General features: G+C 68.2%; 22 protein-coding genes. 7 read left to right on the top strand and 15 right to left on the bottom strand.

All coding sequences use genetic code 11. The annotated features are described in order from the left end of the window. Positions 1 to 17 precede the first annotated feature (17 nt). From ACQ66R_RS02620 to lepB, 5 genes are all read right to left on the bottom strand, one after another. Positions 18 to 1367: a hypothetical protein gene (locus ACQ66R_RS02620; RefSeq protein WP_430418994.1), complete on the bottom strand. Its 1350-nt coding sequence runs from the start codon at positions 1365 to 1367 to the stop codon at positions 18 to 20. Then, complete coding sequence (locus ACQ66R_RS02625) at positions 1364 to 3067, bottom strand: Hsp70 family protein (protein WP_430418996.1); 1704 nt, start codon at positions 3065 to 3067, stop codon at positions 1364 to 1366. The genes ACQ66R_RS02620 and ACQ66R_RS02625 overlap by 4 nt, the downstream gene beginning before the upstream one ends. Positions 3068 to 3206: 139 nt before the next feature. Beyond that, a complete protein-coding gene (era, locus tag ACQ66R_RS02630) occupies positions 3207 to 4130 on the bottom strand; it encodes a GTPase Era (protein WP_430418998.1) in 924 nt (307 codons plus the stop codon). Next, on the bottom strand, positions 4127 to 4846 hold the full coding sequence (gene rnc, locus ACQ66R_RS02635) for a ribonuclease III (protein WP_430418999.1): 720 nt from the start codon (positions 4844 to 4846) through the stop codon (positions 4127 to 4129). Before rnc ends, era begins: the two co-directional genes overlap by 4 nt. Positions 4847 to 4859: 13 nt before the next feature. Further along, positions 4860 to 5636, bottom strand: coding sequence for a signal peptidase I (gene lepB / locus ACQ66R_RS02640; protein ID WP_430419001.1), 777 nt, complete (start codon positions 5634 to 5636; stop codon positions 4860 to 4862). Positions 5637 to 6052: 416 nt separating this feature from the next. Between lepB and ACQ66R_RS02645 the strand changes: the two genes are divergently transcribed. Together ACQ66R_RS02645 and ACQ66R_RS02650 are read left to right on the top strand one after the other, a co-directional pair. Then, on the top strand, positions 6053 to 6949 hold the full coding sequence (locus tag ACQ66R_RS02645; protein WP_430419003.1) for an EamA family transporter: 897 nt from the start codon (positions 6053 to 6055) through the stop codon (positions 6947 to 6949). Between the two features lie 87 nt (positions 6950 to 7036). Next, the gene (locus ACQ66R_RS02650) at positions 7037 to 7420 is read left to right on the top strand and encodes a nuclear transport factor 2 family protein (RefSeq protein ID WP_430419005.1); all 384 of its coding nucleotides are present in this window, start codon (positions 7037 to 7039) and stop codon (positions 7418 to 7420) included. A 177-nt stretch (positions 7421 to 7597) separates the two neighbouring features. Here the strand turns inward: ACQ66R_RS02650 and ACQ66R_RS02655 are convergent, their stop codons facing one another. The 5 genes from ACQ66R_RS02655 to pyrE form a co-directional block, all read right to left on the bottom strand. Continuing rightward, positions 7598 to 8188: a hypothetical protein gene (locus tag ACQ66R_RS02655; protein WP_430419007.1), complete on the bottom strand. Its 591-nt coding sequence runs from the start codon at positions 8186 to 8188 to the stop codon at positions 7598 to 7600. A gap of 27 nt (positions 8189 to 8215) precedes the next feature. Beyond that, the gene (locus ACQ66R_RS02660; protein WP_430419008.1) at positions 8216 to 8536 is read right to left on the bottom strand and encodes a hypothetical protein; all 321 of its coding nucleotides are present in this window, start codon (positions 8534 to 8536) and stop codon (positions 8216 to 8218) included. A gap of 43 nt (positions 8537 to 8579) precedes the next feature. Then, a complete protein-coding gene (gene acpS, locus ACQ66R_RS02665; RefSeq protein WP_430419010.1) occupies positions 8580 to 8981 on the bottom strand; it encodes a holo-ACP synthase in 402 nt (133 codons plus the stop codon). Beyond that, positions 8978 to 9736 carry a pyridoxine 5'-phosphate synthase gene (locus tag ACQ66R_RS02670; RefSeq protein WP_430419012.1) on the bottom strand — a complete coding sequence of 253 codons (759 nt, stop codon included), beginning with the start codon at positions 9734 to 9736 and terminating at the stop codon, positions 8978 to 8980. Before ACQ66R_RS02670 ends, acpS begins: the two co-directional genes overlap by 4 nt. A gap of 223 nt (positions 9737 to 9959) precedes the next feature. Continuing rightward, a complete protein-coding gene (gene pyrE, locus ACQ66R_RS02675; protein WP_430419014.1) occupies positions 9960 to 10544 on the bottom strand; it encodes an orotate phosphoribosyltransferase in 585 nt (194 codons plus the stop codon). Positions 10545 to 10655: 111 nt separating this feature from the next. On the opposite strand from pyrE, the gene ACQ66R_RS02680 reads away from it, so the two are divergent. Then, complete coding sequence (locus ACQ66R_RS02680; protein ID WP_430419016.1) at positions 10656 to 11672, top strand: hypothetical protein; 1017 nt, start codon at positions 10656 to 10658, stop codon at positions 11670 to 11672. 13 nt (positions 11673 to 11685) lie between these two features. On the opposite strand, the gene ACQ66R_RS02685 is transcribed toward ACQ66R_RS02680, so the two are convergent. From ACQ66R_RS02685 to folK, 4 genes are all read right to left on the bottom strand, one after another. Then, positions 11686 to 12440, bottom strand: a protein-coding gene (locus tag ACQ66R_RS02685) for an IS5 family transposase (protein WP_430419018.1) whose coding sequence is annotated in 2 segments (ribosomal slippage) — positions 11686 to 12107 and positions 12107 to 12440 — 756 coding nt in all. Because the reading frame shifts where the segments join, the coding sequence is not laid out codon by codon here. Between the two features lie 77 nt (positions 12441 to 12517). Then, positions 12518 to 14755 (bottom strand): RelA/SpoT family protein, encoded by a 2238-nt coding sequence (locus ACQ66R_RS02690; RefSeq protein ID WP_430419020.1) that lies wholly within the window; start codon positions 14753 to 14755, stop codon positions 12518 to 12520. Positions 14756 to 14844: 89 nt separating this feature from the next. After that, the gene (gene rpoZ, locus ACQ66R_RS02695; protein WP_430419022.1) at positions 14845 to 15204 is read right to left on the bottom strand and encodes a DNA-directed RNA polymerase subunit omega; all 360 of its coding nucleotides are present in this window, start codon (positions 15202 to 15204) and stop codon (positions 14845 to 14847) included. Between the two features lie 142 nt (positions 15205 to 15346). After that, positions 15347 to 15868 (bottom strand): 2-amino-4-hydroxy-6-hydroxymethyldihydropteridine diphosphokinase, encoded by a 522-nt coding sequence (folK, locus tag ACQ66R_RS02700; protein ID WP_430426190.1) that lies wholly within the window; start codon positions 15866 to 15868, stop codon positions 15347 to 15349. On the opposite strand from folK, the gene ACQ66R_RS02705 reads away from it, so the two are divergent. From ACQ66R_RS02705 to ACQ66R_RS02715, 3 genes are all read left to right on the top strand, one after another. Then, a complete protein-coding gene (locus ACQ66R_RS02705) occupies positions 15867 to 16463 on the top strand; it encodes an NYN domain-containing protein (RefSeq protein ID WP_430419024.1) in 597 nt (198 codons plus the stop codon). The two genes, folK and ACQ66R_RS02705, sit on opposite strands and share 2 nt — an antisense overlap. Then, the gene (locus tag ACQ66R_RS02710; protein ID WP_430419026.1) at positions 16450 to 17097 is read left to right on the top strand and encodes a uracil-DNA glycosylase; all 648 of its coding nucleotides are present in this window, start codon (positions 16450 to 16452) and stop codon (positions 17095 to 17097) included. The genes ACQ66R_RS02705 and ACQ66R_RS02710 overlap by 14 nt, the downstream gene beginning before the upstream one ends. 125 nt (positions 17098 to 17222) lie before the next feature. After that, entirely contained in the window at positions 17223 to 18614 is a 1392-nt protein-coding gene (locus tag ACQ66R_RS02715) for a M20/M25/M40 family metallo-hydrolase (protein ID WP_430419028.1), read from the top strand. Here ACQ66R_RS02715 and ACQ66R_RS02720 read toward each other — a convergent pair whose 3' ends face one another. Further along, the gene (locus ACQ66R_RS02720; protein WP_430419030.1) at positions 18615 to 19391 is read right to left on the bottom strand and encodes a TIGR02391 family protein; all 777 of its coding nucleotides are present in this window, start codon (positions 19389 to 19391) and stop codon (positions 18615 to 18617) included. 140 nt (positions 19392 to 19531) lie between these two features. On the opposite strand from ACQ66R_RS02720, the gene ACQ66R_RS02725 reads away from it, so the two are divergent. Further along, positions 19532 to 21292 (top strand): N-acyl-D-amino-acid deacylase family protein, encoded by a 1761-nt coding sequence (locus ACQ66R_RS02725; protein ID WP_430419032.1) that lies wholly within the window; start codon positions 19532 to 19534, stop codon positions 21290 to 21292. Positions 21293 to 21375 lie beyond the last annotated feature (83 nt).

The raw sequence follows: 21375 nt of genomic DNA on the forward strand, positions 1-21375 counted from the left end.
GGAACTCGCCCGGGACGCTAGGCCTTGGGGTCGTCCTTGCAGGGTTCGTAGGCGCCATCGACCCGAAAGTCCCACGCCGCCTCGATCTTGCCCTTCACGTCGGGGTCGAGCTCCTGGGCCTTGCACCAGTCGTCGCGACCTTCCTTCAGCTTGTCCTGGCCGCCGCGGGCCAAGGCGCGACCGTAGAGGGCGGCGGGACTGGCCGCCCAATAGAGCAGCACCTTGTCGAACATCTTCTCGGCATGGTCGTAGTCGCCCACCTTGATGTACAGGTACGCCCGATCGAGCTGCGTCTGCAGGATGTAGGGGTTGAGCGTCGCGGCGTGGTCGCAGTCGTTCAGTGAGCTCTCGCGCCACCAGTTTTTCGACGTGACCCTGCAGAGGCTGGCCCACACCGCAGGGTTCTGAGGCTCCCTGTCGGCGCGTAAGGCGATCTGCTCCGGCGTCAGCATGTCGATAGGCGTGTTCCGCTCGACCTGCTCGACGCCCGTCGACAGCAGCGCAATGACGGCGATGAAGCCTGCGACCCCGCCCAGGAAGATAAGCTGGCGACGGCGGAGCGCCCTCTTGGGGTCGGCATAACGGGTCCACCATCGGACAGAGTCCTCGCGCAACTCGGACCGAACCCAGGATTCGTCGGCCTGGGAAGCTCGGATGAGGCGCATGACCGCCTCCTTCTCGAACCGCGTTTCACGCCCGCCCCGCTTGGGCGGCGGCGCGGTCAGAAGCCTGTAGGCGCGGGTGTCGCGGACCTGGGCGCGGATGTCGCGGACCTGGTTGCGGTCGGTGACGCGTCGGCCCAGTTCCCTCAGGGCCGCAACCTCGCCGGGCACACCCCAGCTGTCCTGGGATTTCTGCCAGCCGAAACGGGTCAGCACCGGCCAGACCATCACGTCGCCCTTGGGCGAGATTTCGAGAAGGGAACGCGCCAGTCCGAGACCGGTGTGCTGATAGACCTCGAGGTGGTCGAGGATCGGCGACCTCAGAATGGTGTCGAGGGCGGCCAGCAACTCCTCTTCCGACCCTTCGCCAGAGGTGGCGCGGGCGATTAGCGTGCGGCAGGCCTCCCAGTGTTCCTGGAGCGGATCAGGCGCCCCGGGGCCCTCGGACGGCGAGGCGGCTGCCGCCTGTGGCGGCGGCGCAGCTTCGGAAGCGGGGCTGCCCTCCTGAGCGGCGTCGGCGTCGACCAGGACGCCGCGCTCGACCCAGACCAGCGCCATTTCGTAGGCTGCGCGCAAGCGCTTGAACGCCTCCGGGTCGTCCTCGGGATGCGTGACTTTCAGGCGCTGGGCGTAGGCGCGGCGGACGGCCGTCCGGTCGGCCCCCGGCTCCAGTCCGAGTTCGGACCAGATCTGCTGCGGCGTCACAGCTGGACCTGGCCTTCGATGCGGTCGAGAGCGCTGGTGAGCTCCTTGCGGTGATGCTCGATCGCGCGGGCGTCTTGGCCGGCGAGCACGGCCTCGAACTGGTTCATCCAGGCGGCGACCGCGGCGCGCTCATCGCCGAGCATGGACTCGAAGCAACGCGCCGCGCGGGCGAGGACCGCGAGGTTGGCCTGATCCTCGCGCGGGTGGACCTTGAGGGCGGCCAGCTTCGCCCGGCGTTCGGCGAAGTCGCTGCTGGAAGCCACGTCGTCGTCGGCGATGACCAGCTCGCGCCGCTCGCCGGTCTCGGGCACCAGGACGTCGACCTCAAGGAGGCCGTTGATGTCGTACGAGAAGCGGCAGCTGACGGCGACCTGCCCGGCGGGACGCGGCGGCACGGGGATCTCGATGCTCCCCAGATGGATGTTCTCGTTCACGAAGCGAGACTCGCCCTGGTAGACCCGGACTGCGATCACCGGCTGGTTGTTGGCCATCGTACTGAACACTTGCTCGCGGCTGGCCGGGACGGTCGTGTTGCGTTCGAGGATCGGCGCGAAGAGGCCGTCGCGGACTCCACCGTTCGGCAGATGCTCGGCCACACAGATGCCCAGCGAGTAAGGGCAGACATCGGTCAGCACCACCTCGTCGAGGGCCGCGTCGCGGGCTTTAAGGCCGGCCTGGACAGCAGCGCCGCGCGCCACGGCCTCGTCTGGATCCACAGCGCTCGACGGAAAGCGGCCGAACATGCGGGTCACTGCGCGGCGGACCAACGGCATGCGGGTGGCCCCGCCGACCAGCACCACTTCCTCCATCTCGTCGACGCGCAGGCGGCCGTCCTGCAGGGCGCGAAGCACCGGCTCGCGCAGGCGCTGAATGAGGCCCTCGGCCCAGCCTTCGAACTCTTCGACCGTGACGGTCAGCTCCTCACGGTGATCCTGCCAGGTCAGCGCGATGGTGGCGCTCGATTCAGACGAAAGGGTACGCTTGGCGCGTTCGGCCAGCGCGCGGAGCTTCTGGGTCAGCGCATCCACGCGCTGGAGCCCCATGCCCAGCGCCGCATCGAAGCGCGCCCGCATGCGGGCGACCAGGATCTCGTTGAAGTCTTCGCCGCCCAGGTGGTTGTCGCCGGACGATGCACGGACCTCGAGCACGCCCTCGAAGATCTCCAGGATCGAGACGTCAAAGGTGCCGCCGCCCAAGTCGAAGACCAGAAAGCGGGTCTCGCGGCCGCGCTCGGCGATGCCGTAGGCCAAGGCCGCGGCCGTGGGCTCGTTGATCAGCCGGTCGACCTTAAGGCCGGCGAGTTGGCCCGCCTGACGCGTGGCCTTCCGCTGCTTGTCATTGAAATATGCCGGGACGGTGATGACCGCCTCGGTGACCGGTTCGCCCAGGAACGCTTCCGCGTCGGCCTTGAGGCTGCGGAGAACGACGGCGGAAAGCTCCTCCGGCGTGAAGTTGACCTGGCCCAGGCGCACCTTCTTCCGCGTGCCCATGTAGCGCTTGAAGGCCGTGGCCGTGACCTCCGGATGAGTGACCTGACGTTCGCGAGCGGCCAGGCCCACGATGACATTGGCCTTCTCATCGACGCTGACCGCCGAGGGCGTGAGCACTTGGCCCAGGCTGTTGGGGATCATGACTGTCTGGCCGTCGCGCCAGATCGCGACCGCGCTGTTGGTCGTTCCCAGGTCAATGCCGACAATCACGCGCACCCCCACCGCGTCCGAAGTGCATGGGACGCGCCCCGCGCCGAATTTGGCGCAACTTGGGCCTCATCGTCACGCTTGTTTTTCGTCTCAGCGCGCTATTGGGGTTGTGCTTGCGCTGGTTCGCAGCGCCGGTGTGTCAGGCGTCGAAGTCGAGGCCGAGGTCGCCGTAGAAGGCGCGTTTGTCGGCCCACTTCTCGTCGACCTGGACGTGCAGGAACAGGTGGACGGGGCGGTCGAGGAGCTGGATCAGCTCTTCGCGCGACTTCTGGCCGATCCACTTCAGCGTCTGGCCGCCCTTGCCCAGCACGATGGGCCGCTGGCTCTCGCGTTCGACGTAGATGGTCTGCTCGATGCGCACGCCGCCGTCCTTGCGTTCCTGGAAGGCGGTGGTCTCGACGGCGGCCGCGTACGGCAGCTCTTCGTGGACGCGCAGGTACAGCTTCTCGCGGGTGATCTCGGCGGCCAGCAGGCGGGCCGGCAGGTCGGCGGTCTGGTCCTCAGGGTAGAGCCAGGGGCCCTGCGGCATGAGGGCGGCGAGACGCGCCTTCAGGTCGTCGACGCCCGAGCCGGTGGTGGCCGAGATCATGAAGACCTCGTCGTAAACGTCTGTCTCGAAGAGCTTTTGGGATATCGCCAGCAACTCGTCGCGCTTGACCGCGTCGACCTTGTTGAGCGCCAGGATCACCTTCTTGCCGGCCTTCTTCAGCCCTTCGACGATGCTGTCGACGTCGATCTGGGCGCGGCGGTCGGCGGGCTTGTCGCCCAACTGGGCGGGGGCGTCGACCAGGTGGACGATGGCGTCGGCGTCCTCGGCCCCGCCCCAGGCGGCGCGGACCATGGCGCGGTCCAGGCGGCGGCGCGGCGCGAAGATCCCGGGAGTGTCGACCAGCACGATCTGGGCGTCGCCGTGCAGCGCCACGCCGCGGACGGGGAAGCGGGTGGTCTGGACCTTCTGGGTCACGATCGAGACTTTTGCCCCGACGAGGCGGTTGGTCAGGGTGGACTTGCCCGCGTTGGGGGCCCCGATGATCGCGGCAAAGCCGGCGTGTTGGTCAGTCATAGCTTTCGGCTCGCCTCGGATTCCACGCCTTCGCGCTTCAACAGCATGGTCTGGGCGGCCAGCTTCTCGGCGGCCTGGCGCGAACCGCCCTCGCCGCGCTCGGCCTCGAAGCCTTTGACGCGGACCTCGACGGTGAAGATGGGGGCGTGCGCGGGCCCGGTGCGGCCGACGACCTCGTAGGCCGGCAGCGGCAGGCCGAGCCCTTGCGCCCACTCCTGCAGCTGGGTCTTGGGATCCTTGGCGCGCGGGGCGTCCACGTTGGCGAATTCCTCGGCCCAGAATTTCTCGAAGAAGGCCTTGGCCGTCTCCAGCCCGCCGTCGATGTAGAGCGCCGCGATCAGCGCCTCGCAGGCGTCGCCCAGCACCGCGTCCGACTTGCGGGCGCCCACCTTGGTGGCGCTGGCCGACAGGCGTAGCGCGGCCGGCAGGCCGGCCCGTTCCGCGGCGCGGGCGCAGGCGTGATAGTTCACCAAGGTGGCGAGACGCTGCGACATCTCCCCTTCCCGCGCGTCGGGATCCAGCGCCATCAGGCGCTCGGCAGCGCAGAGGTTGAGGACCCGGTCGCCTAAGAACTCCAGCCGCTCGTTGTGGCGCACATCGCGCGCGCCGTCGCCGACGCTGGCGTGCGTCAGCGACCGCTCGAGGAGGTCGCGGTCAGTGAAGGTGTGACCGATGCGGCGCTCGAGCTCCTCGACCGCCGCGACCCTCGCATTCATAGGGGCCGCGCATTCATTTCAGCACTTTGAAGAACCGGCTGGGCCGCGCATCCAGCACCCACGTCCAGGGCTTGAAGATCGAGGCTTCCGGCTTCCAGGACAGCAGGATGATCTGGGCCTTGCCCACCAGATGGTCGGCCGGGACCATGCCCACGCCCATGGCGGCGGGCGGCACGCGGCTGTCCGACGAGTTGTCGCGGTTGTCGCCCATCATGAAGTAGTGGCCGTCGGGCACGACAAAGACGTCGGTGTTGTCGAGGTCGCCGTCGGGGCCCATGTCCTGGGTGGCGAAGGTGCGGCCGGTGTCGAGGCGCTCCTGATAGCGGGCGATGTCGCGCTCGAAGCCCATGACCATCGTCTTGGACGGCGACAGCGGCTCGCGGGCCACCAGCTTGTCGTTCACGTACAGCAGGCCGGCGCGCATCTGCACCCGGTCGCCGGGCAGGCCGATGACGCGCTTGATGTAGTCGGTGCGCCCGTCGCTGGGCAGCTTGAAGACCACGATGTCGCCGCGCGCCGGCTGCTGCGCGAGGATGCGGCCCTCGAAGAGGGGCGGGCTGAACGGGATCGAGTGCTTGGAGTAGCCGTAGCTGTACTTCGACACGATCACGTAGTCGCCCTCGTAAAGATTGGGCTCCATCGAGGCCGAGGGGATCGTGAACGGCTGGAAGAAGATGACGCGCAGAACGAGCGCGATCAGCAGCGCGTAGACGATGGTCTTGACGATCTCGATCGTCTCATGGAGCGCACCGGACTTTTCAGGCTGCGCGCTCTGCACGTTGTCACTCATAGGTCATCCCTGGGAGCTTCGGCGTCCCGAAGCGGGTGTCTGGGTAGCTGCTCCCTAGCCGATGAGCAAGTTCGGCGCCCGTGAACATTGCGACATGGGACGAACGGTCACCACGATGTGGGCGGCCAGAGCGGAACCACGAAATCCACGAAATACACGAAAGGGCGGGCCACCCCCGATGCCGCGGAGCGGCTTTCCGACTTGGAAACACAGAACGGAGGCTTCTCCCTCGGTGTGCTTCCGCGGCCGTCTTGGCTCTCGGGAGCTGAGGAGGATCGCCCGCTGCGCGGGCCGGGCGCGCGTCCTTTCGTGTATTTCGTGGATTTCGTGGTTCCTCTCGCACGCCCGGACAGTGGCATAGCCCCTTCTCCGCAACTGGACCGGTGACAGGCCGGCGGCGCGGCCTACATAGGCCTATGCCTCGCGAGTCCCTGCCCCCGCTGCACCTGCTGCTCGCCCTCGTGGTGGTGGCCGTGTGGGGGACGAATTTCGTGGTCATCAAGTGGGGACTGGCCGACTTTCCGCCGCTGACGTTCGCGGCGCTGCGGTTCGCGTTCGCGGTGCTGCCGGCGGTGTTCTTCCTGAAGCGGCCCGCTGTGCCGTGGTGGAACCTGGCGGCCTATGGCGTACTGATCGGCGTGGGCCAGTTCGGCATGCTGTACATCGCCATGACCCATTGGATCTCGCCGGGCCTGGCGAGCCTGGTCGTGCAGACCCAGGTCTTCTTCACCATCGGCTTCGCCATGCTGATCGCGGGCGAGCGGGTGAAGGGCTTCCAGATCGTGGCGCTCTTGCTGGCCGCCTCGGGCCTGGGCTGGCTGATGATCCATACCAATGCCGAGGTGACGCCGCTGGGGCTGGGCCTGGTGCTGATCGCGGCGCTGTCGTGGGCCAGCGGCAACACGGTGGCGCGCGCCGCCGGCTCGGTGAACATGCTGAGCTATGTGGTCTGGGCCAGCATCTTCTCGGCCCCGCCCTTGTTCGCGCTGGCGCTGATGTTCGAGGGCTGGCCCGCCTTCTCGCAGTCGATCGTCCATGCCGACGCCAGCGCCTGGGCCGCCGTGCTCTGGCAATCGGTGGGCAACACGATCTTCGGCTACACCGCCTGGGCCTGGCTGCTGGCGCGCCACCCGGCGGCGACCATCGCGCCGCTGTCGCTGCTGGTTCCGGTGTTCGGGATGGGCGCGTCGGCGGTGATGCTGGGCGAGCCCCTGACCGGCTGGAAGCTGACGGCGGCGGCGCTCGTGCTGGGGGGCCTGGCGCTGAACACGCTCTGGCCGATCCTGCGCCGTCCGGCGGTCAAGGCGGCCTGAGGCCATCGCCCGTTGCGGAAACACGCGCCGACTGGCCGCCTCGGTCGCACCCGCTAGACTGCGCGCAGACGAACGGCGGGGATCAGGATGCCGACACGTGAGACGGTCGAGGCCTTCGTGGCGCAGGTGCTGAGCGGCGCGCACGTCGAGGCGATCCGCGACTGGTACGCCGACGATGCGACCATGCAGGAGAACCAGGGGCCGCCGCGGGTCGGGCGCGAGGTGCTGATGGAGCACGAACGCCAGGCCCTGGCCCGCTCGGCCGGCGTGGCCACCGAGCTGGTCTCGCCCGTGATCGTGGACGGCGACCGCGTCGCGATCCACTGGCGCTTCACCTTCACGTCGAAGTCGGGTCGCGAGACGAGCTTCGAGGAGGTCGCCTGGCAGGTGTGGCGCGGCGACAAGGTGTGGCGGGAGCAGTTCTTCTACGATCCCGCGCAGATGCAGCGGGCGACGGCCGGCGCGGTCTGAGCGCAAATCCGCGCAGACACCCCTAAGGGATCGTCATGGCCGGGCTTGTCCCGGCCACTCAGATACGCGGCGATCGCCGAGAGCGCATGGCGTCAACGCTGCGGATCGCCGGCCAGCGGCGGCGCTTCTGGGTGGCCGGGACAAGCCCGGCCATGACGTTCAAGAAGGGGGTGGAGGCTAAGCGGCCTCGGCGCCGCGTTTGATCGCGGCGAGGCCGGCCCGCATCCAGGTCCCATAGGGCCCGTTGAGGAAGGCGAGCTTCAGCAGGAAGCCGCCCAGGCCGACGCCCAGGAAGCCTGGGAACGCATCGCGCTTCAGCTCGAAGGAATAGGTCCAGACCAGCCGGGTCTTGTCGCCCTGGGCCGTGTAGTGGAAGTCGCCCAGGCCGTAGCGGAGCGGCTTGGCGGCCGGCGTGGTGTAACCCCAGACCACATAGCGGAAGCGCCAGTCGGTCTCGGTGCGGTTGTTGACCAGAACCTGCTCGGTCACGGTCGTGTCGTCGGTGAGGAACACCAGGTGGCGGCCGCCCACCGGGCCGAAACCGTCCGGCGTCAGCGCAAGCGTGTCGGCCACGCCGGGCAGGCCGCCGGCCGCGGGGTGCCGTGCGCTGAGCGGCATGACGTCGACCGCCTCAACCACCTGGGCGAAGGGCCGGTCGATGACGACCTCCTCGACGCGGCTGACGAGCTTTTCAGGCCCCGCCACCGGCGGGTGCGGCGTCTCGACGAAGCCCGCCGGCGGACGGCGGGTGGCGACGGTCTCGGACAAGGGCCCCTCCCCTTGGACTGGCGGCGGCTACTTGATCTTGATGGTCGCCGCGCCCTGCGGCCCGACGACCTCGAAGCTGTCGCCCGACTTCTTGTCCTTGGGATACTCCACGCACTGCTCGTTCGGATCAAAGTTCGATTTCGTGCAGAGCTTTTCGCCGTCGATGCGCCACTCGCCGGTGACCTGGCCGTCCATGGCGGTGAACTTGCCGTCCGGCGTGTAGGTCACGTCGATGTCCATGCCCTGGACCGACAGGACGATGCCCTTGGTCGTCACCTCTTGTAGGGTGCCGGCGACGGCGGGCGTGGCCAGCGCCAGGACGGCGGCGGCGAGCAGAAACTTGCGCATGAAATCCTCCCAGGTCTCATCCGGCCGGGAGCCTACACCCGTTTCACGCGTCGGGTAGCGCCTCGATGATCACGAAGGCCTGGGCGTAGGGATGATCGTCGGTGAGGCTGAGGTGGATCACCGCCTTCATGCCGGGCGGGGTCATCTCCTGCAGGCGGGCCAGGGCGCCGCCCGTCAGCTGCATGGTGGGCTGGCCCGAGCGCATGTTGACCACGCCCATGTCGCGCCAGAAGACGCCGCGGCGCATGCCGGTGCCCAGGGCCTTGGCGCAGGCCTCCTTGGCGGCGAAACGCTTGGCGTAGCTGGCGGCGGCGTCGGCCTTGCGGTCGGAGCGCGTGCGTTCCAGCTCGGTGAAGACGCGCTCCTTGAAGCGGTCGCCGAACCGCTCGAGCGAGTTCTGGATGCGCCGGATGTCGGAGAGGTCGGAACCCAGGCCGAGGATCATGCGGCCTTCACCGCGCGCGCCTCGTCCATGAGCGCCCGCATGCGCTGGATGGCGGGGCCCAGGCCGATGAAGATGGCCTCGCCGATCAGGAAGTGACCGATGTTGAGCTCCATGATCTCGGGGATCGCCGCGACGGGCTTCACCGTCTCGTAGTCGATGCCGTGGCCGGCATGGACTTCCAGTCCCAGCTCGTGGGCCTTGGCGGCGGCGGCCTTCAGGTTGCGCAACAGCGCCTCGGCCTGCGGCAGCCGCTCGCGCACCGCCTGACAATAGGCGCCGGTGTGCAGCTCGACCACCTGGGCCCCGACCGCCTTGGCGGCCGCGACCTGGGCCTCGTCGGCGTCGATGAACAGCGAGACGCGGATACCGGCGGCGGCCAGCCGCTGCACCACCGGCTTGATGGTGTTCTGGCCGCGGACCACGTCCAGGCCGCCCTCGGTGGTGACCTCCTCCCGGCGCTCGGGCACCAGGCAGGCGGCGTGGGGACGGTGCGCCAGCGCGATGGCTTCCATCTCGGACGTCACCGCGCACTCGAAGTTGAGCGGCCGGCCGCGGCGGCGACAGATCACGGCCAGCGCATCGATGTCGCTGTCCGAGATGTGGCGGCGGTCCTCGCGCAGGTGGGCGGTGATGCCGTCGGCGCCGGCGGCCAGCGCCATCTCGGCGGCGCGCATGGGGTCGGGATAGCCCTCGCCCCGCGCATTTCGCACGGTGGCGACGTGGTCGATGTTCACGCCCAGTCTCAGTCTGCTCATACCGTCGGACCTCAAAATTCGAGCGACCATCTTACCTCCCCCGCGCAGCGGCGGGAGGGGTACCGGTCGCCGAGCGCAGCGTAGAGCGACTGGTGGAGGGGGCGAGCCCCACCTTCAGCCGATCGACCAGACCAGTTTGAATCTCGTGGAGGAGGTTCGCCCCCTCCACCATCGGCTCTTCGGCCGATGGTCCCCCTCCCGCCGCTCCGCGGGGGAGGTAGATTCACCCCCGCAGCCGCTTCGAGCCCGGCTCCTCGGCCGGGATGGCGGCGAGTTCGGGCGGGATCTCGTCGGGCGCGTAGGACGGCACGTCGACCGTCGCCAGCGCCACCAGGGGCCAGCCCACATCGGCCTTGCCGCCCGAGCGATCGACGATGCAGGCGCAGCACAGCACCTGGCCGCCCGCCGCCTCGATGGGTTCGACCGCCTCGCGGAACGACCCGCCGGTCGTGATCACGTCCTCGACCACGACCACCTTGGCGCCCGGCGCGATCTTGAAGGCGCGACGCAGCTTGAACTTGCCGTCCTCGCGCTCGACGTAGATCGACGGCACGCCCATGGCGCGGGCGACTTCGTAACCGGGAATAATGGCGCCCACGGCCGGCGCCACGATGACGTCGGGTTTACCAAACTGGGCCTCGATCTTCGCCGCCAGGGCCCGGCAGAGGCGTTCGGTCCGATCGGCGTACTGGAAGACCAGATTCTTCTGCAGGAACATCGGCGAATGCCGGCCGGAGGCCAGGATGAAATGGCCTTCGCGCAGGGCGCCGGCGCCGCGGAACTCTTCGAGGACGTCGTCTGTGTTCATGGCCCCCCATTAACCGGCTCAGGCCGATTTGTCGCGACTTGGTAACCCACTTTCGCAACCGGCCCTTAGCCCGCGGAGCCTAGCGTGCGGGCTGCAACTGACGGGGAACCAGTGGCCTTAACGCGCGTCGACCGTGCGCCCGATCCTTTGGAGCGGAGCGTCTTTCCGGAGGACTTCCCGGAAGGCCTGAAGCCGCGGCTGCGCCTGTTCCTGTCGGTCGATCTGGTGGGCGCCACCCGCTACAAGCAGTCGCGCAACCTTTGGCGCCCCGAAATCCTGAGTTTCTACAGAGACTTCGATTTCATTCTTCAGAGCGAATACCGCACCTTCGTCCAGAGCTACGGGGCGCCGTTGGATCCGCCGCAGTTCTGGAAGAGCAACGGCGACGAGCTCCTGTACGTCTGCGAGCTGACCAGCCTCAGCCACGCCCAGGCGCTGATGCACGTGTGGCTTTGGGCCCTGCACAGCTATCAGCTGAAGCGCGATCCGACCGTCGAGCACCTGGAGGTGAAGTCCACCGCGTGGATCGGCCTCTTCCCGGTGCCGAACTCGGAAGTCTTCTTCCGACGGGGCGGCGCCAGCTTCGACGACGACCTCGCCCGCGATGCCAGCGTGGTGCAGTCGGAACTGCGCGATGAGTGGTACGCCAACCCGACGACGCATTCGATCACCCGCGAGTTCGTGGGCCCCTCGATCGACACCGGCTTCCGGCTGACCGCCTGGGCCACGCCCAACCGGCTGATCCTGTCGGTAGACCTGGCCTTCCTGCTGACCAGCTCGGACCCCTCCGGGGTGAGCCCGCTGTCGCTGCGGCTCAGCGGCCAGGAAAAGCTGAAGGGCGTGATCGACGAGCAGCCCTACCCCACCATCTGGATCCCGGTGGGCGGTCAGGGCTGGGGCGGCGCCGACGGCGGACCCGTGGTGACCGACCGCGCCACGATCCGCTCGTACTGCGAGGCGGTGATCGAGCAGAACTACAGCTCCATCACCCCCCTGTTCCTGGGCGAGAGCGAGGCGGCCTATGAGTGGGTGCCGCAGTACATCCTGACGCGCATCCTGAAACACTGGGAAGAAGAGATCCGCCACCGCGACGAGGTGACGAAGGTGGTGCGGCTGGACGGGCTCTAGGTCCTGTGGACACTTATCGTAGCCACAAGACGATGGCGGCGAGGGTGACGATGGCGAGGTAGTTGCGGGCGGTCTTCTCGAAGCGGGTGGCGACGCGGCGGAACTGCTTGAGCCTTGAGAAGCAGCACTCGACCAGGTGGCGCTGAGCATAGAGCTGGGCGTCGAGGGGGTGCTTGATCGCGCGGGATGGGTTGTTCGGTATGACGGCGATCGCGCCCTTCTCAGCGATCTTCTGGCGCAGGCGATCTGAGTCGTAGGCGGTATCGGCCATCACTACGTCGGCGGCCAAGCCTTCGATCAAGGGTTCGGCCTGGGGTGCGTCGCCACGATGGCCGGCGGTGAGGCTGAACCGGACAGGACAGCCCAGGCCTCTGACCGCCATGTGGATCTTGGTGCTCAGGCCGCCGCGGGAGCGGCCAAGGGCCTGATCTTCAGACCCCCCTTTTTCGCGCCCGCCGCATGCTGGTGGGCGCGCACGATGGTCGAGTCGACGATCAGGTACTCGAAGTCCGGATCGTCCGAGAGCGCCTCGAAGATGCGCCACCAGACCCCTTTGGCGCTCCAGCGGCTGAAGCGCCGAAAGACCGTGTTCCAGTCCCCGAACACCTCGTGCAGGTCACGCCAGGGCGAACCCGTCCTGACGATCCAGAGCACGCCCTCGACGAACATCCGGTTGTCCCGACCCGTCGAGCCCTTCTGATCCGGCCGCCCGATGATCAGCGGCGCGATCCGCTCCCACTGCTCATCGCTCAGCACCAGTCGATCCATCACACCCAAGACCGCCTCCAAAAAGCAGTCTTGAATCACGCTTCGGACCCAGCGTGAATCCTAAGAGTCCACAGCTCCTAGCCCTTCGTCCGCTCGACCTCTTCCACGCTGGGGTTCGCGCGGAGCGCGGCGGAGATGTGGGTCAGGTGGCGGGCGTCGTTGACGTCGACGTCGATGTCCACGTCGAAGAAGTCGCTCTGGCGGTGGTGCATGCGCAGCTGCACGATGTTGCCGCCGGCCTCGCCGATGATCGTGCAGACCTGACCCAGGACGCCGGGCGAGTTGCGGATGGTCGCGGTCAACCGCGCCCGGGCCGTGGCGTTGCGCTCGGCCTCGGGCGTCCACTGCATGTCGCGCCAGAGTTCCTCGCGATCCTCGTACTCGGCGAGCTTCTCGCAGGCGATGGTGTGGACCGTCAGGCCGCTGCCATCGCCCTCCAGGATGCCCACGATGCGGTCGCCGGGCACCGGCGAGCAGCAGGCGCCGAAGTGGATGGTCACCCCCGGCGTCAGGCCGCTGCCGCGGACATAGAGGCGGGCCTGCTTGCCCTCGGTGATGTGGCGGCGCGCGGTGGCGGCCTCGCGCTCGGCGGCCTTGAGACCGGGGAACACCGTCTCCAGCACCTGGGCGGGCGTCGCGCGGCCTCGGCCCACGGCGTCGAACAGGTCTTCCTCGGTCGCCGCGGCGAAGCGTTCCAGCGCCGGACGCAGCGAGACGTCCTTGCGCGACTTGCCGGCGGCGTCGAAGGCCTGGTCCACCGTGGCGCGGCCCAGGCGGACGAACTCCTCGCGCTCGGTCTGGCGGATGTGGCGGCGGATGGCGCTGCGGGCGCGGCCGGTGATGGTGAGACTGCGCCAGTCGGGCGGCACGACGGGCTTGCCGCCGCGGATCACCTCGACCACGTCGCCGTTCGACAGCGTGGTGCGCAGCGGCTTCAGCTCGCCGTTGATCTTGCAGCCGATGCAGGTGTCGCCGATGTCGGTGTGCAGCGCGTAGGCGAAGTCGAGCGGCATGGCCCCGCGCGGCAGGCTGACCAGCTGGCCCTTCGGCGTGAAGACGAAGACCTGGTCGAGGTACATCTCGAGCTTGGCGTGCTCGACCAGCTCCTCGGCGTCGCCGCCGTGCTCCAGCACCTGGACGAGGTGGCGCAGGTTGACCAGCGGGTCGCGGCCGCCGGCCTCCTTCTGGGCCTCGGGATCGAAACCGTACGACTTGTTCTTGTAGCGCCAGTGGGCGGCCACGCCCTCTTCCGCCACCAGATCCATCGCCTCGGTGCGGATCTGCATCTCGATGCGCATGCCGCGGTAGCCGACCACCGTGGTGTGCAGGCTGCGGTAGTTGTTGCGCTTGGGGGTCGAGATGAAATCCTTGAACCGCTCGGGCACCGACGGCCAGGCGCGGTGGATCACGCCCAGGGCCCGATAACAGTCGTCCTCGGTGTCGACGATCACGCGGAAGGCGTAGATGTCGCTGAGCTGGGAGAAGCCGATCGACTTGCGCTGCAGCTTCCGCCAGATCGAGAACGCGTGCTTCTCACGGCCGAACACCCGGCTGGGGATGCCGGCGGCCTCCAGCCGGTTGGTCATTTCCTGGCTGACGGCGGCCACCGCCCCGCCCTGTTCCGTGCGCAGGATCTCCAGGCGGCGCAGGATGGCGTTGCGGCCCACCGGGTTGAGGTGGGCGAAGGCCAGCTCTTCCAGCTCCTCGCAGATGCGGTGCACGCCGATCGAACGCGCCAGCGGGCCGTAGATGTCCAGGGTCTCGCGGGCGATCCGCTCGCGCTTGGCGGCCTGCTTGATGAAGTGCAGCGTCCGCATGTTGTGCAGGCGGTCGGCCAGCTTCACCAGGAGGACGCGGACGTCCTTGGAGATGGCCAGGATGAACTTCCGCAGGTTTTCGGCCTGGCGCAGGTGCTCCTGGGAGAGTTCCAGCTTCGAGAGCTTGGTGACGCCCTCGACCAGCTCGGCGATCTCGTCCCCGAACAGCTCGGCGATCTTCTCGCGGGTGGCGTCGGTGTCCTCGATGACGTCGTGCAGCAGCGCCGTGACGATGGTCTCGGTGTCGAGGCGGTAGTCGGTGAGGATGCCCGCCACCTCGATGGGGTGGGCGAAGTAGGGGTCGCCGGAGGCCCGCTTCTGCGAGCCGTGCTGGCGCATGGCGTAGACGTAGGCGCGGTTGAGCAGCGCTTCGTCGGCCGAGGGGTCGTAGCTGCGGACCTTCTCGATCAGCTCGAACTGGCGGAGCATCCGCGGGCGCACGCCGGACCCCGGCGGGGCCTGGGGCCCAGGCGCAGGCTTGGGCGCTGCCTCCGGCATGGGGGCCGCCGCCTCGGAATTCGGAACGTCTTCAGGGGTCGCGGCGCGGGGCGCCGCTTCAGTGGTAAGAGGGTCTGCGCCTTCGGGGCTCAGTACCGCTCCTCCTGGCCGCCGTCACGGTCGCTCTGCAGGGCGCGAACCAGTTCCAGCTCGCTCATCTGCATGTGGGTCGGATCGGCCAGCAGGGCGAGGGTTTCGGCCTCTTCCTCGGCCTCCGAACGCTCATCGACGCGCTGCAGCGTGCCGATCAGGGTTTCCTTGAGTTCGTCGGCGTCGACGACGTCGTCGGCGATTTCGCGAAGGGCCACGACCGGGTTCTTGTCGTTGTCGCGATCGACCATGATCTGCGAACCGGCCGAGATGGCGCGGGCGCGATGGGCCGACAGCAGAACCAGCGAAAAGCGGTTCGGGACCTTTTCGATGCAGTCTTCGACGGTGACGCGAGCCATGGAGTCTCTCAGGGAGGGGAGATAGAACCCGCTAAACTAGTCGGTCGGGCGTCATTGTGCAACGCCGCAAAGGTCGCGGCGCCCTCGACCCGGCCCGAGCGCGTCGCCCCATACAACCCGACCTTCGCCGGCGGACGGAAATCTAAGGCACGACCGGCCGCGCATCCGCCCCGACCTGCGCCCCGGCGGCGAGGTCGGCGGCGGTGCGCCGAAGCACCGGATGCGCCCACTCGGGCGCGATTTCGGCCAGCGGGCCCATGACGAAGAGGCGCTCGTGGGCCCGGGGGTGTGGAAGAATGAGGCCGGGCGTGTTCAGCACGTCGCGGCCATAGGCGATGAGGTCGAGGTCGAGGGTGCGGGGCGCGTTCCGCCGGGCCCTGTCGCGGCCCATTTCAGCCTCCAGATCGAGCAGCGCCTGCAGGACTTCCTGCGGCCCGGCGTTCGCCTCGACAAGCGCGACGCCATTGCGGTACTCAGGATCATTCGGATCGGGCCAGGCGGCCGAGCGCCACCAGCCCGACCTTTTGAGGATTTTCAAACCCACCGCCGGGAAGCGCGCCAGAGCCTCCTCCAGCAACGCTTCGGACGAGCCGTGTCCGCCCGCCAGGTTGCTCCCGAGCGCAATGACGACCGCCCGGTCCGGGTTCAGGATTTTAGTTGCGATGACCTTCTACCCCACGGACCGGCTGGCCTTGTTCATAGACGGGGCCAACCTCTACTCCGCCGCCAAGAACCTCGGCTTCGACATCGACTACCGGAAGCTGCTCGAGGAGTTCAAGAAGCGCTCGGTGCTGGTGCGCGCCTACTACTATACGGCGCTGGTCGAGAACGAGGAGTACTCGCCGATCCGGCCGCTGGTCGACTGGCTGGACTACAACGGCTATCGCCTGGTGACGAAGGCGGCGCGCGAGTACGTGGACGGCGCGGGCCGCAAGCGGTTTCGCGGCGACATGGACGTCGAGATCGCCGTCGACATGCTGGAGATGGCCGAGCACGCCGACCACATGGTGCTGTTCTCGGGCGACGGCGATTTCCGCAAGCTGGTCGAGGCGGTGCAGCGGCGCGGCAGCCGGGTGACCGTGGTCTCCACAGTGAAGAGCCAGCCGCCGATGGTCAGCGACGAGCTGCGCCGGCAGGCGGACAACTTCGTCGATCTGGCTGACCTCGCGGACATGATCGGGCGGCCCGCACGCCTGCCCAAGTTCATCTCCGAGAACCGCGCCGGCCACCACGTGGAACGCGACGATGCCGAGCATTGAGGCTCCCGCTGAGGCGCCGGCCGACTGCCCGCTTTGCCCTCGGCTGGTCGCCTATCGCGAGGCCAACAGGATCAGCGTGCCGGGCGGCTTCAACGGCGCCGTGGCCTCGTTCGGCGACCCGAACGCGCGCTTGGTGGTCGTGGGCCTGGCGCCCGGGCGGATGGGGGCCAACCGCACGGGGCGGCCCTTCACCGGCGATGGCGCGGGCTGGATGCTCTACGACACCCTGCTGAAGACCGGCTTCGCGAAAGGGACCTACGAGGCGCGTCCCGACGACGGGATCGAGCTGGTGGACTGCATGATCACCAACGCCGTGCGCTGCGCCCCGCCCGGCAACAAGCCCGAGACGGCGGAAGAAGCGGCCTGCCGGCCATTCCTGACCGCCCGGCTTGGCGCCCTGCCCCGGCTGAAGGTGATCGTGACCCTGGGCGACGTCTCACGCCGCAACGTGCTGCGGGCGCTGGGGCTGAAGGCGTCGGCGGGGATCGCGGGGCATGGGACCGAGTTCCCGGCCGGACCCTACACCGTGCTGAACAGCTATCACTGCTCACGGCTCAACACGAACACCGGGCGGCTGACCGGCGAGATGTTCGAGGCGGTGTTCCGGCGGGCGCGGACGATCATCGAGACTTAGCTGACGACTTGGCGAGCAAAGGCAGGACATACGGCGGCGGAATTCGGCCCTCCGTCCGCTGATGAATTGACGCGGCGCCCCTGGCGGATAACGGTCGCGGCCTTCGCCAGAAACGGATTCCCAGTTTGCGCACCTCGATGCTCGCGTTCGGCCTCGCCGCCGCTCTCCTCGCCACTTCCGCAATCGCCGCGCCGCCCAAGGTCGATCCGGCCCTGCGCGAGCAGGCGCTGGAGATCCTGACGACCGGGATCGGCTATCGCACGGTGACGGGCAGCGACCAGTTCGTGCCCTACGCCGAGTACCTGAAGGGCAAGCTGGTGGCGGGCGGCTACAAGCCCGAAGAGGTCACCGTCGAGCCGTTCGGCGGCGCGGCCATGCTGATCGCCCGCTATCCCGGGACCGATCCGAAGAAGCCGCCCATCGTGATCTCGGGCCACATGGATGTCGTGGAAGCCAAGCCCGAGGACTGGACGCGCGATCCGTTCAAGGCGGTGGTCGAGAACGGCTACGTCTACGGGCGCGGCGCCTCGGACAACAAGTTCGACGTCTCGACCATGGTGGCGCTGCTGGCCAAGCTGCGCCGCGACGGCTGGAAGCCGGGCCGCGACGTGGTGCTGGCGCTGTCGGGCGACGAGGAGACCAAGATGGTCACCACCGCCGAGCTGGCGCGCCGGCTCAAGGGCGCCGAAATGGTGCTGAACATCGACGGCGGCGGCGGCGGGCTCAAGGACGGCAAGCCGATCTCGTACGGGATCCAGGGCGCCGAGAAGACCTACGCCGACTTCACGATCGAGGTGACCGACCCGGGCGGGCACTCCAGCCGCCCGACGCCGACCAATCCGATCTACCGGCTCTCGCGGGCGCTGGACCGGCTGGCGGCCTACGAGTTCCCGGTGATGTGGAACGAGATCACCCTGGCCTCGGCCGCGGCTCGCGCCGAGAACACGCCCGGCGAGCTGGGGCGGGCCCTGAAGCGGTTCGCGGCGAACCCGAAGGACGCCGAGGCGGTCAAGGTCCTGGCCGCCGACCTCAGCACCAACCCCAGCCTGCGCACGACCTGCGTGGCCACGATGATCAACGGCGGGCACGCCACCAACGCCCTGCCCCAGCGGGTCACGGCGAACGTGAACTGCCGGATCTTTCCTGGCACCCCTTCCGAGAGCATCCGCCAGGAGATCGCCCGCGTGCTGGCCGAGCCCACCGCGACGGTGACGCGGGTCGCCGACGACGGATCGGTGGACAGCCCGGCTTCGCCCCTGCGGCCCGACGTCGTGGCGGCGGTGAAGAAGGCGGTGCACGCGCGCTATCCCGGCATTCCGGTCGTGCCGTCACAGGCCTCGGGCGCCACCGACAGCATGCACTTCCGCGCGGTCGGCATCCCCAGCTACGGCGTCTCGGGCATGTTCGGCGAGGCCGGCGAGTCGTTCGCGCACGGCCTGAACGAGAAGGCCCCGCTGGCGACGCTGGACGGCAACCTCTTCCACTACGAGTCGATCCTGAAAGACCTGGCGAAGTAGTCAGCTCAGCAGGTCGCGTGCCGCCTTCGCGTTCTCAACAATTCGCAGCAGCTGGCTGGCCGTGAGGATGACGGCCGCAGCTTCTGCGGGGCTTCTGAAGTTTACGACTCTATGGGAGTGCGGGTTCTTTAGAGCCCCCAACGCTCCCGCGAACAGATCCATCATACCCTGCTGCTCGCCTGCTTCAGCATCCAAGTCCGCGAGTGGACCTGGCTGGTCTGGCCCTGGCTTGAAGGCCCATCTCGCCATCTTCACGCCAGGCCAATCGGGTTGCGCACCGCTTGCTTCCCTGGTTGCGATCTCGACCTGCCGCATCGCTTGGAAGGCGGCTGTGTCGTACTCACCGCGGAGAAAGGAGCGCCAGACCTGGTCCGCGATGGCCGGGTGCACCAAATGCTTCGGCAGCGCCTTAGCGGCTCGATAGTGAGCAACTTCGTCTGCCGACTCAGTCAGTGCCTCGGCTCGCCGGGATAGGATGCGCCAGCCATTGTTGCCGTTGGTGCCCTCTTCGCGGACCAGGAGGACCTCGCTCTCCAGCCAGGAAAGTGCCTCCATGACGGCGCGCTTCACCTGCATGTTTCGAGACCCGAATGGAGCCTCTTGTTCTCCTACAGAGGGGTTTAGCTCGTTCACGAGGCTACCGATGTTCAGCCCCCCGGACATTCGATTTGCTTGCCTCTCTCGGAGCTGTGGGAGCATCGCCAACCCGAGTTCTTCTGGAGTGAGGGCCAGCAGACCCTCAGCGTCATCGCCGAACAACCGAACCAGGCCGCGCATCACATCCCCTCCCCAACTTCGAGATGAAGATGGTTGTTAAGCTTCCGCTGTGAAGGTCACGCACTGATTTCCCTTCGCTTCCGCCACGGCGCCACTGTCATCCTCCCCTCACAGAACATGTGATCCGGGAGGATACCGACATGCACGACCTGATCATCCGCGGCGGAACGATCGTGGACGGAACCGGCGGCGAACGCTTCGTGGGCGACGTGGCGATCGACGGCGACCGGATCGTGGCCGTCGGCAAGGTGGAAGGGTCCGCGAAGCGCGAGATCGACGCCTCGGGCCTGATCGTCACCCCCGGCTGGGTCGACATCCACACCCATTACGACGGCCAGGCCACCTGGGATCCGGTGATGGCGCCCTCGTCTTGGCACGGCGTGACCACGGCGATCATGGGCAACTGCGGCGTGGGCTTCGCGCCCGTGCGGCCCGGCGCCGAGAACTTCCTGATCGAACTGATGGAAGGCGTCGAGGACATCCCGGGCTCGGCCCTGGCCGAGGGGATCGACTGGAAGTGGGAGAGCTTCCCCGAGTACCTCGACGCGCTGGAGGCCAAGCCGCGGGCGATCGACGTGGGCACCCACGTGCCGCACGCCTCGGTGCGGGCCTATGTGCTGGGCGACCGCTGCAACACCGACTACGAGCCCAACGCCGACGAGATCGCCCAGATGGCGGCCATCGTGCGCGAGGGCGTCGAGGCCGGCGCCCTGGGCTTCTCGACCAGCCGCACGCTGCTGCACAAGGATCTGAAGGGCGTGCACATGCCGGGCACCTTCGCGGGCTCGGACGAGATGCTGGCCCTGGGCATGTCCATGAAGGGCCTGCGCCACGGCGTGTTCGAGATGGTCTCGGACCACCTGGGAGACGACGACGAGTGGATGTGGGTGAAGGGCTTCGCCCAGGAGACCCGCCTGCCCGTCACCCTCGTGGCCACCTCGGCCGGCGCCTACGAAGGCGACAAGATGTACAACATCGCCGAGGAAAGCCGCCGCCACGGGATGGACATTCGTCCGCAGATCGCCGGGCGCCCGACGGGCATCCTCCATGGCCTGACGTCCAGCTTCCACGTCTTCATGGCCTCGCCCACCTGGAAGGCGAAGCTGGCCGACGTTTCGCTGGAAGAGCGGCTGGCGCTGATGAAGACGCCCGAGATCCGCGCGGCCCTGCTGTCGGAAGACAGCCCGCTGATCCGCGCGGCCATCGGCGACGGCCAGGCCGGCGACCTGGCTGTGGCGTTCGGCGGCAGCCTGCTGTGGCGGATCTTCCCGCTGGGCGAGCGGCCGAACTACGAGCCCGATCGCGAGGGCAGCGTGGCGGGCCTGGCTGAGGCGGCCGGCGTGCCGCCGCTGTCGATGATGTACGACCTGCTGCTGCGGGACGAGGGTCGCGAACTGTTCTACCAGCCGCTGGGCGGCTACGTGACGTACAACTTCGACTTCTTCCGCAAGAACATGCAGCACCCGAACGTGCTGTTCGGGCTCTCGGACGGCGGCGCGCACTGCGGCGTCATCGCCGACGCGGGCATGCCGACGTTCATCCTCAGCTACTGGGCGCGCGACCGGGTCAAGGGAGACCGCTTCCCGCTGGAGTTCCTGGTGCGCAAGCTGACCAGCGACACGGCCAAGGCCTACGGCCTGAACGATCGGGGACAGCTGAAGCCCGGCCTGCTGGCCGACCTGAACATCATCGACTTCGAGAAGCTGAACCTCGACCGGCCCGTGGCCATCCACGACCTGCCCGCGGGCGGGCGCCGGCTGGTGCAGAAGGCCGAGGGCTATCGCTACACGGTGAAGTCCGGCCAGGTGACCTTCGAGGACGGCCAGCACACGGGCGCCCTGCCCGGCGGCCTGGTCCGCGGCGGCCGCGAGGCGGTGATCCTGCCCCTCGCCGCCGAGTAGGGGGCGGCAGAGTAGCGACGTCCCTCCCCATCAAGGGAGGGAGACTAGAGCGTGACCGCGCTTAGCTGAATCGGGATTCCGGG

The organism is Phenylobacterium sp., assembly GCF_965284355.1.
Taxonomy (GTDB): domain Bacteria; phylum Pseudomonadota; class Alphaproteobacteria; order Caulobacterales; family Caulobacteraceae; genus Phenylobacterium.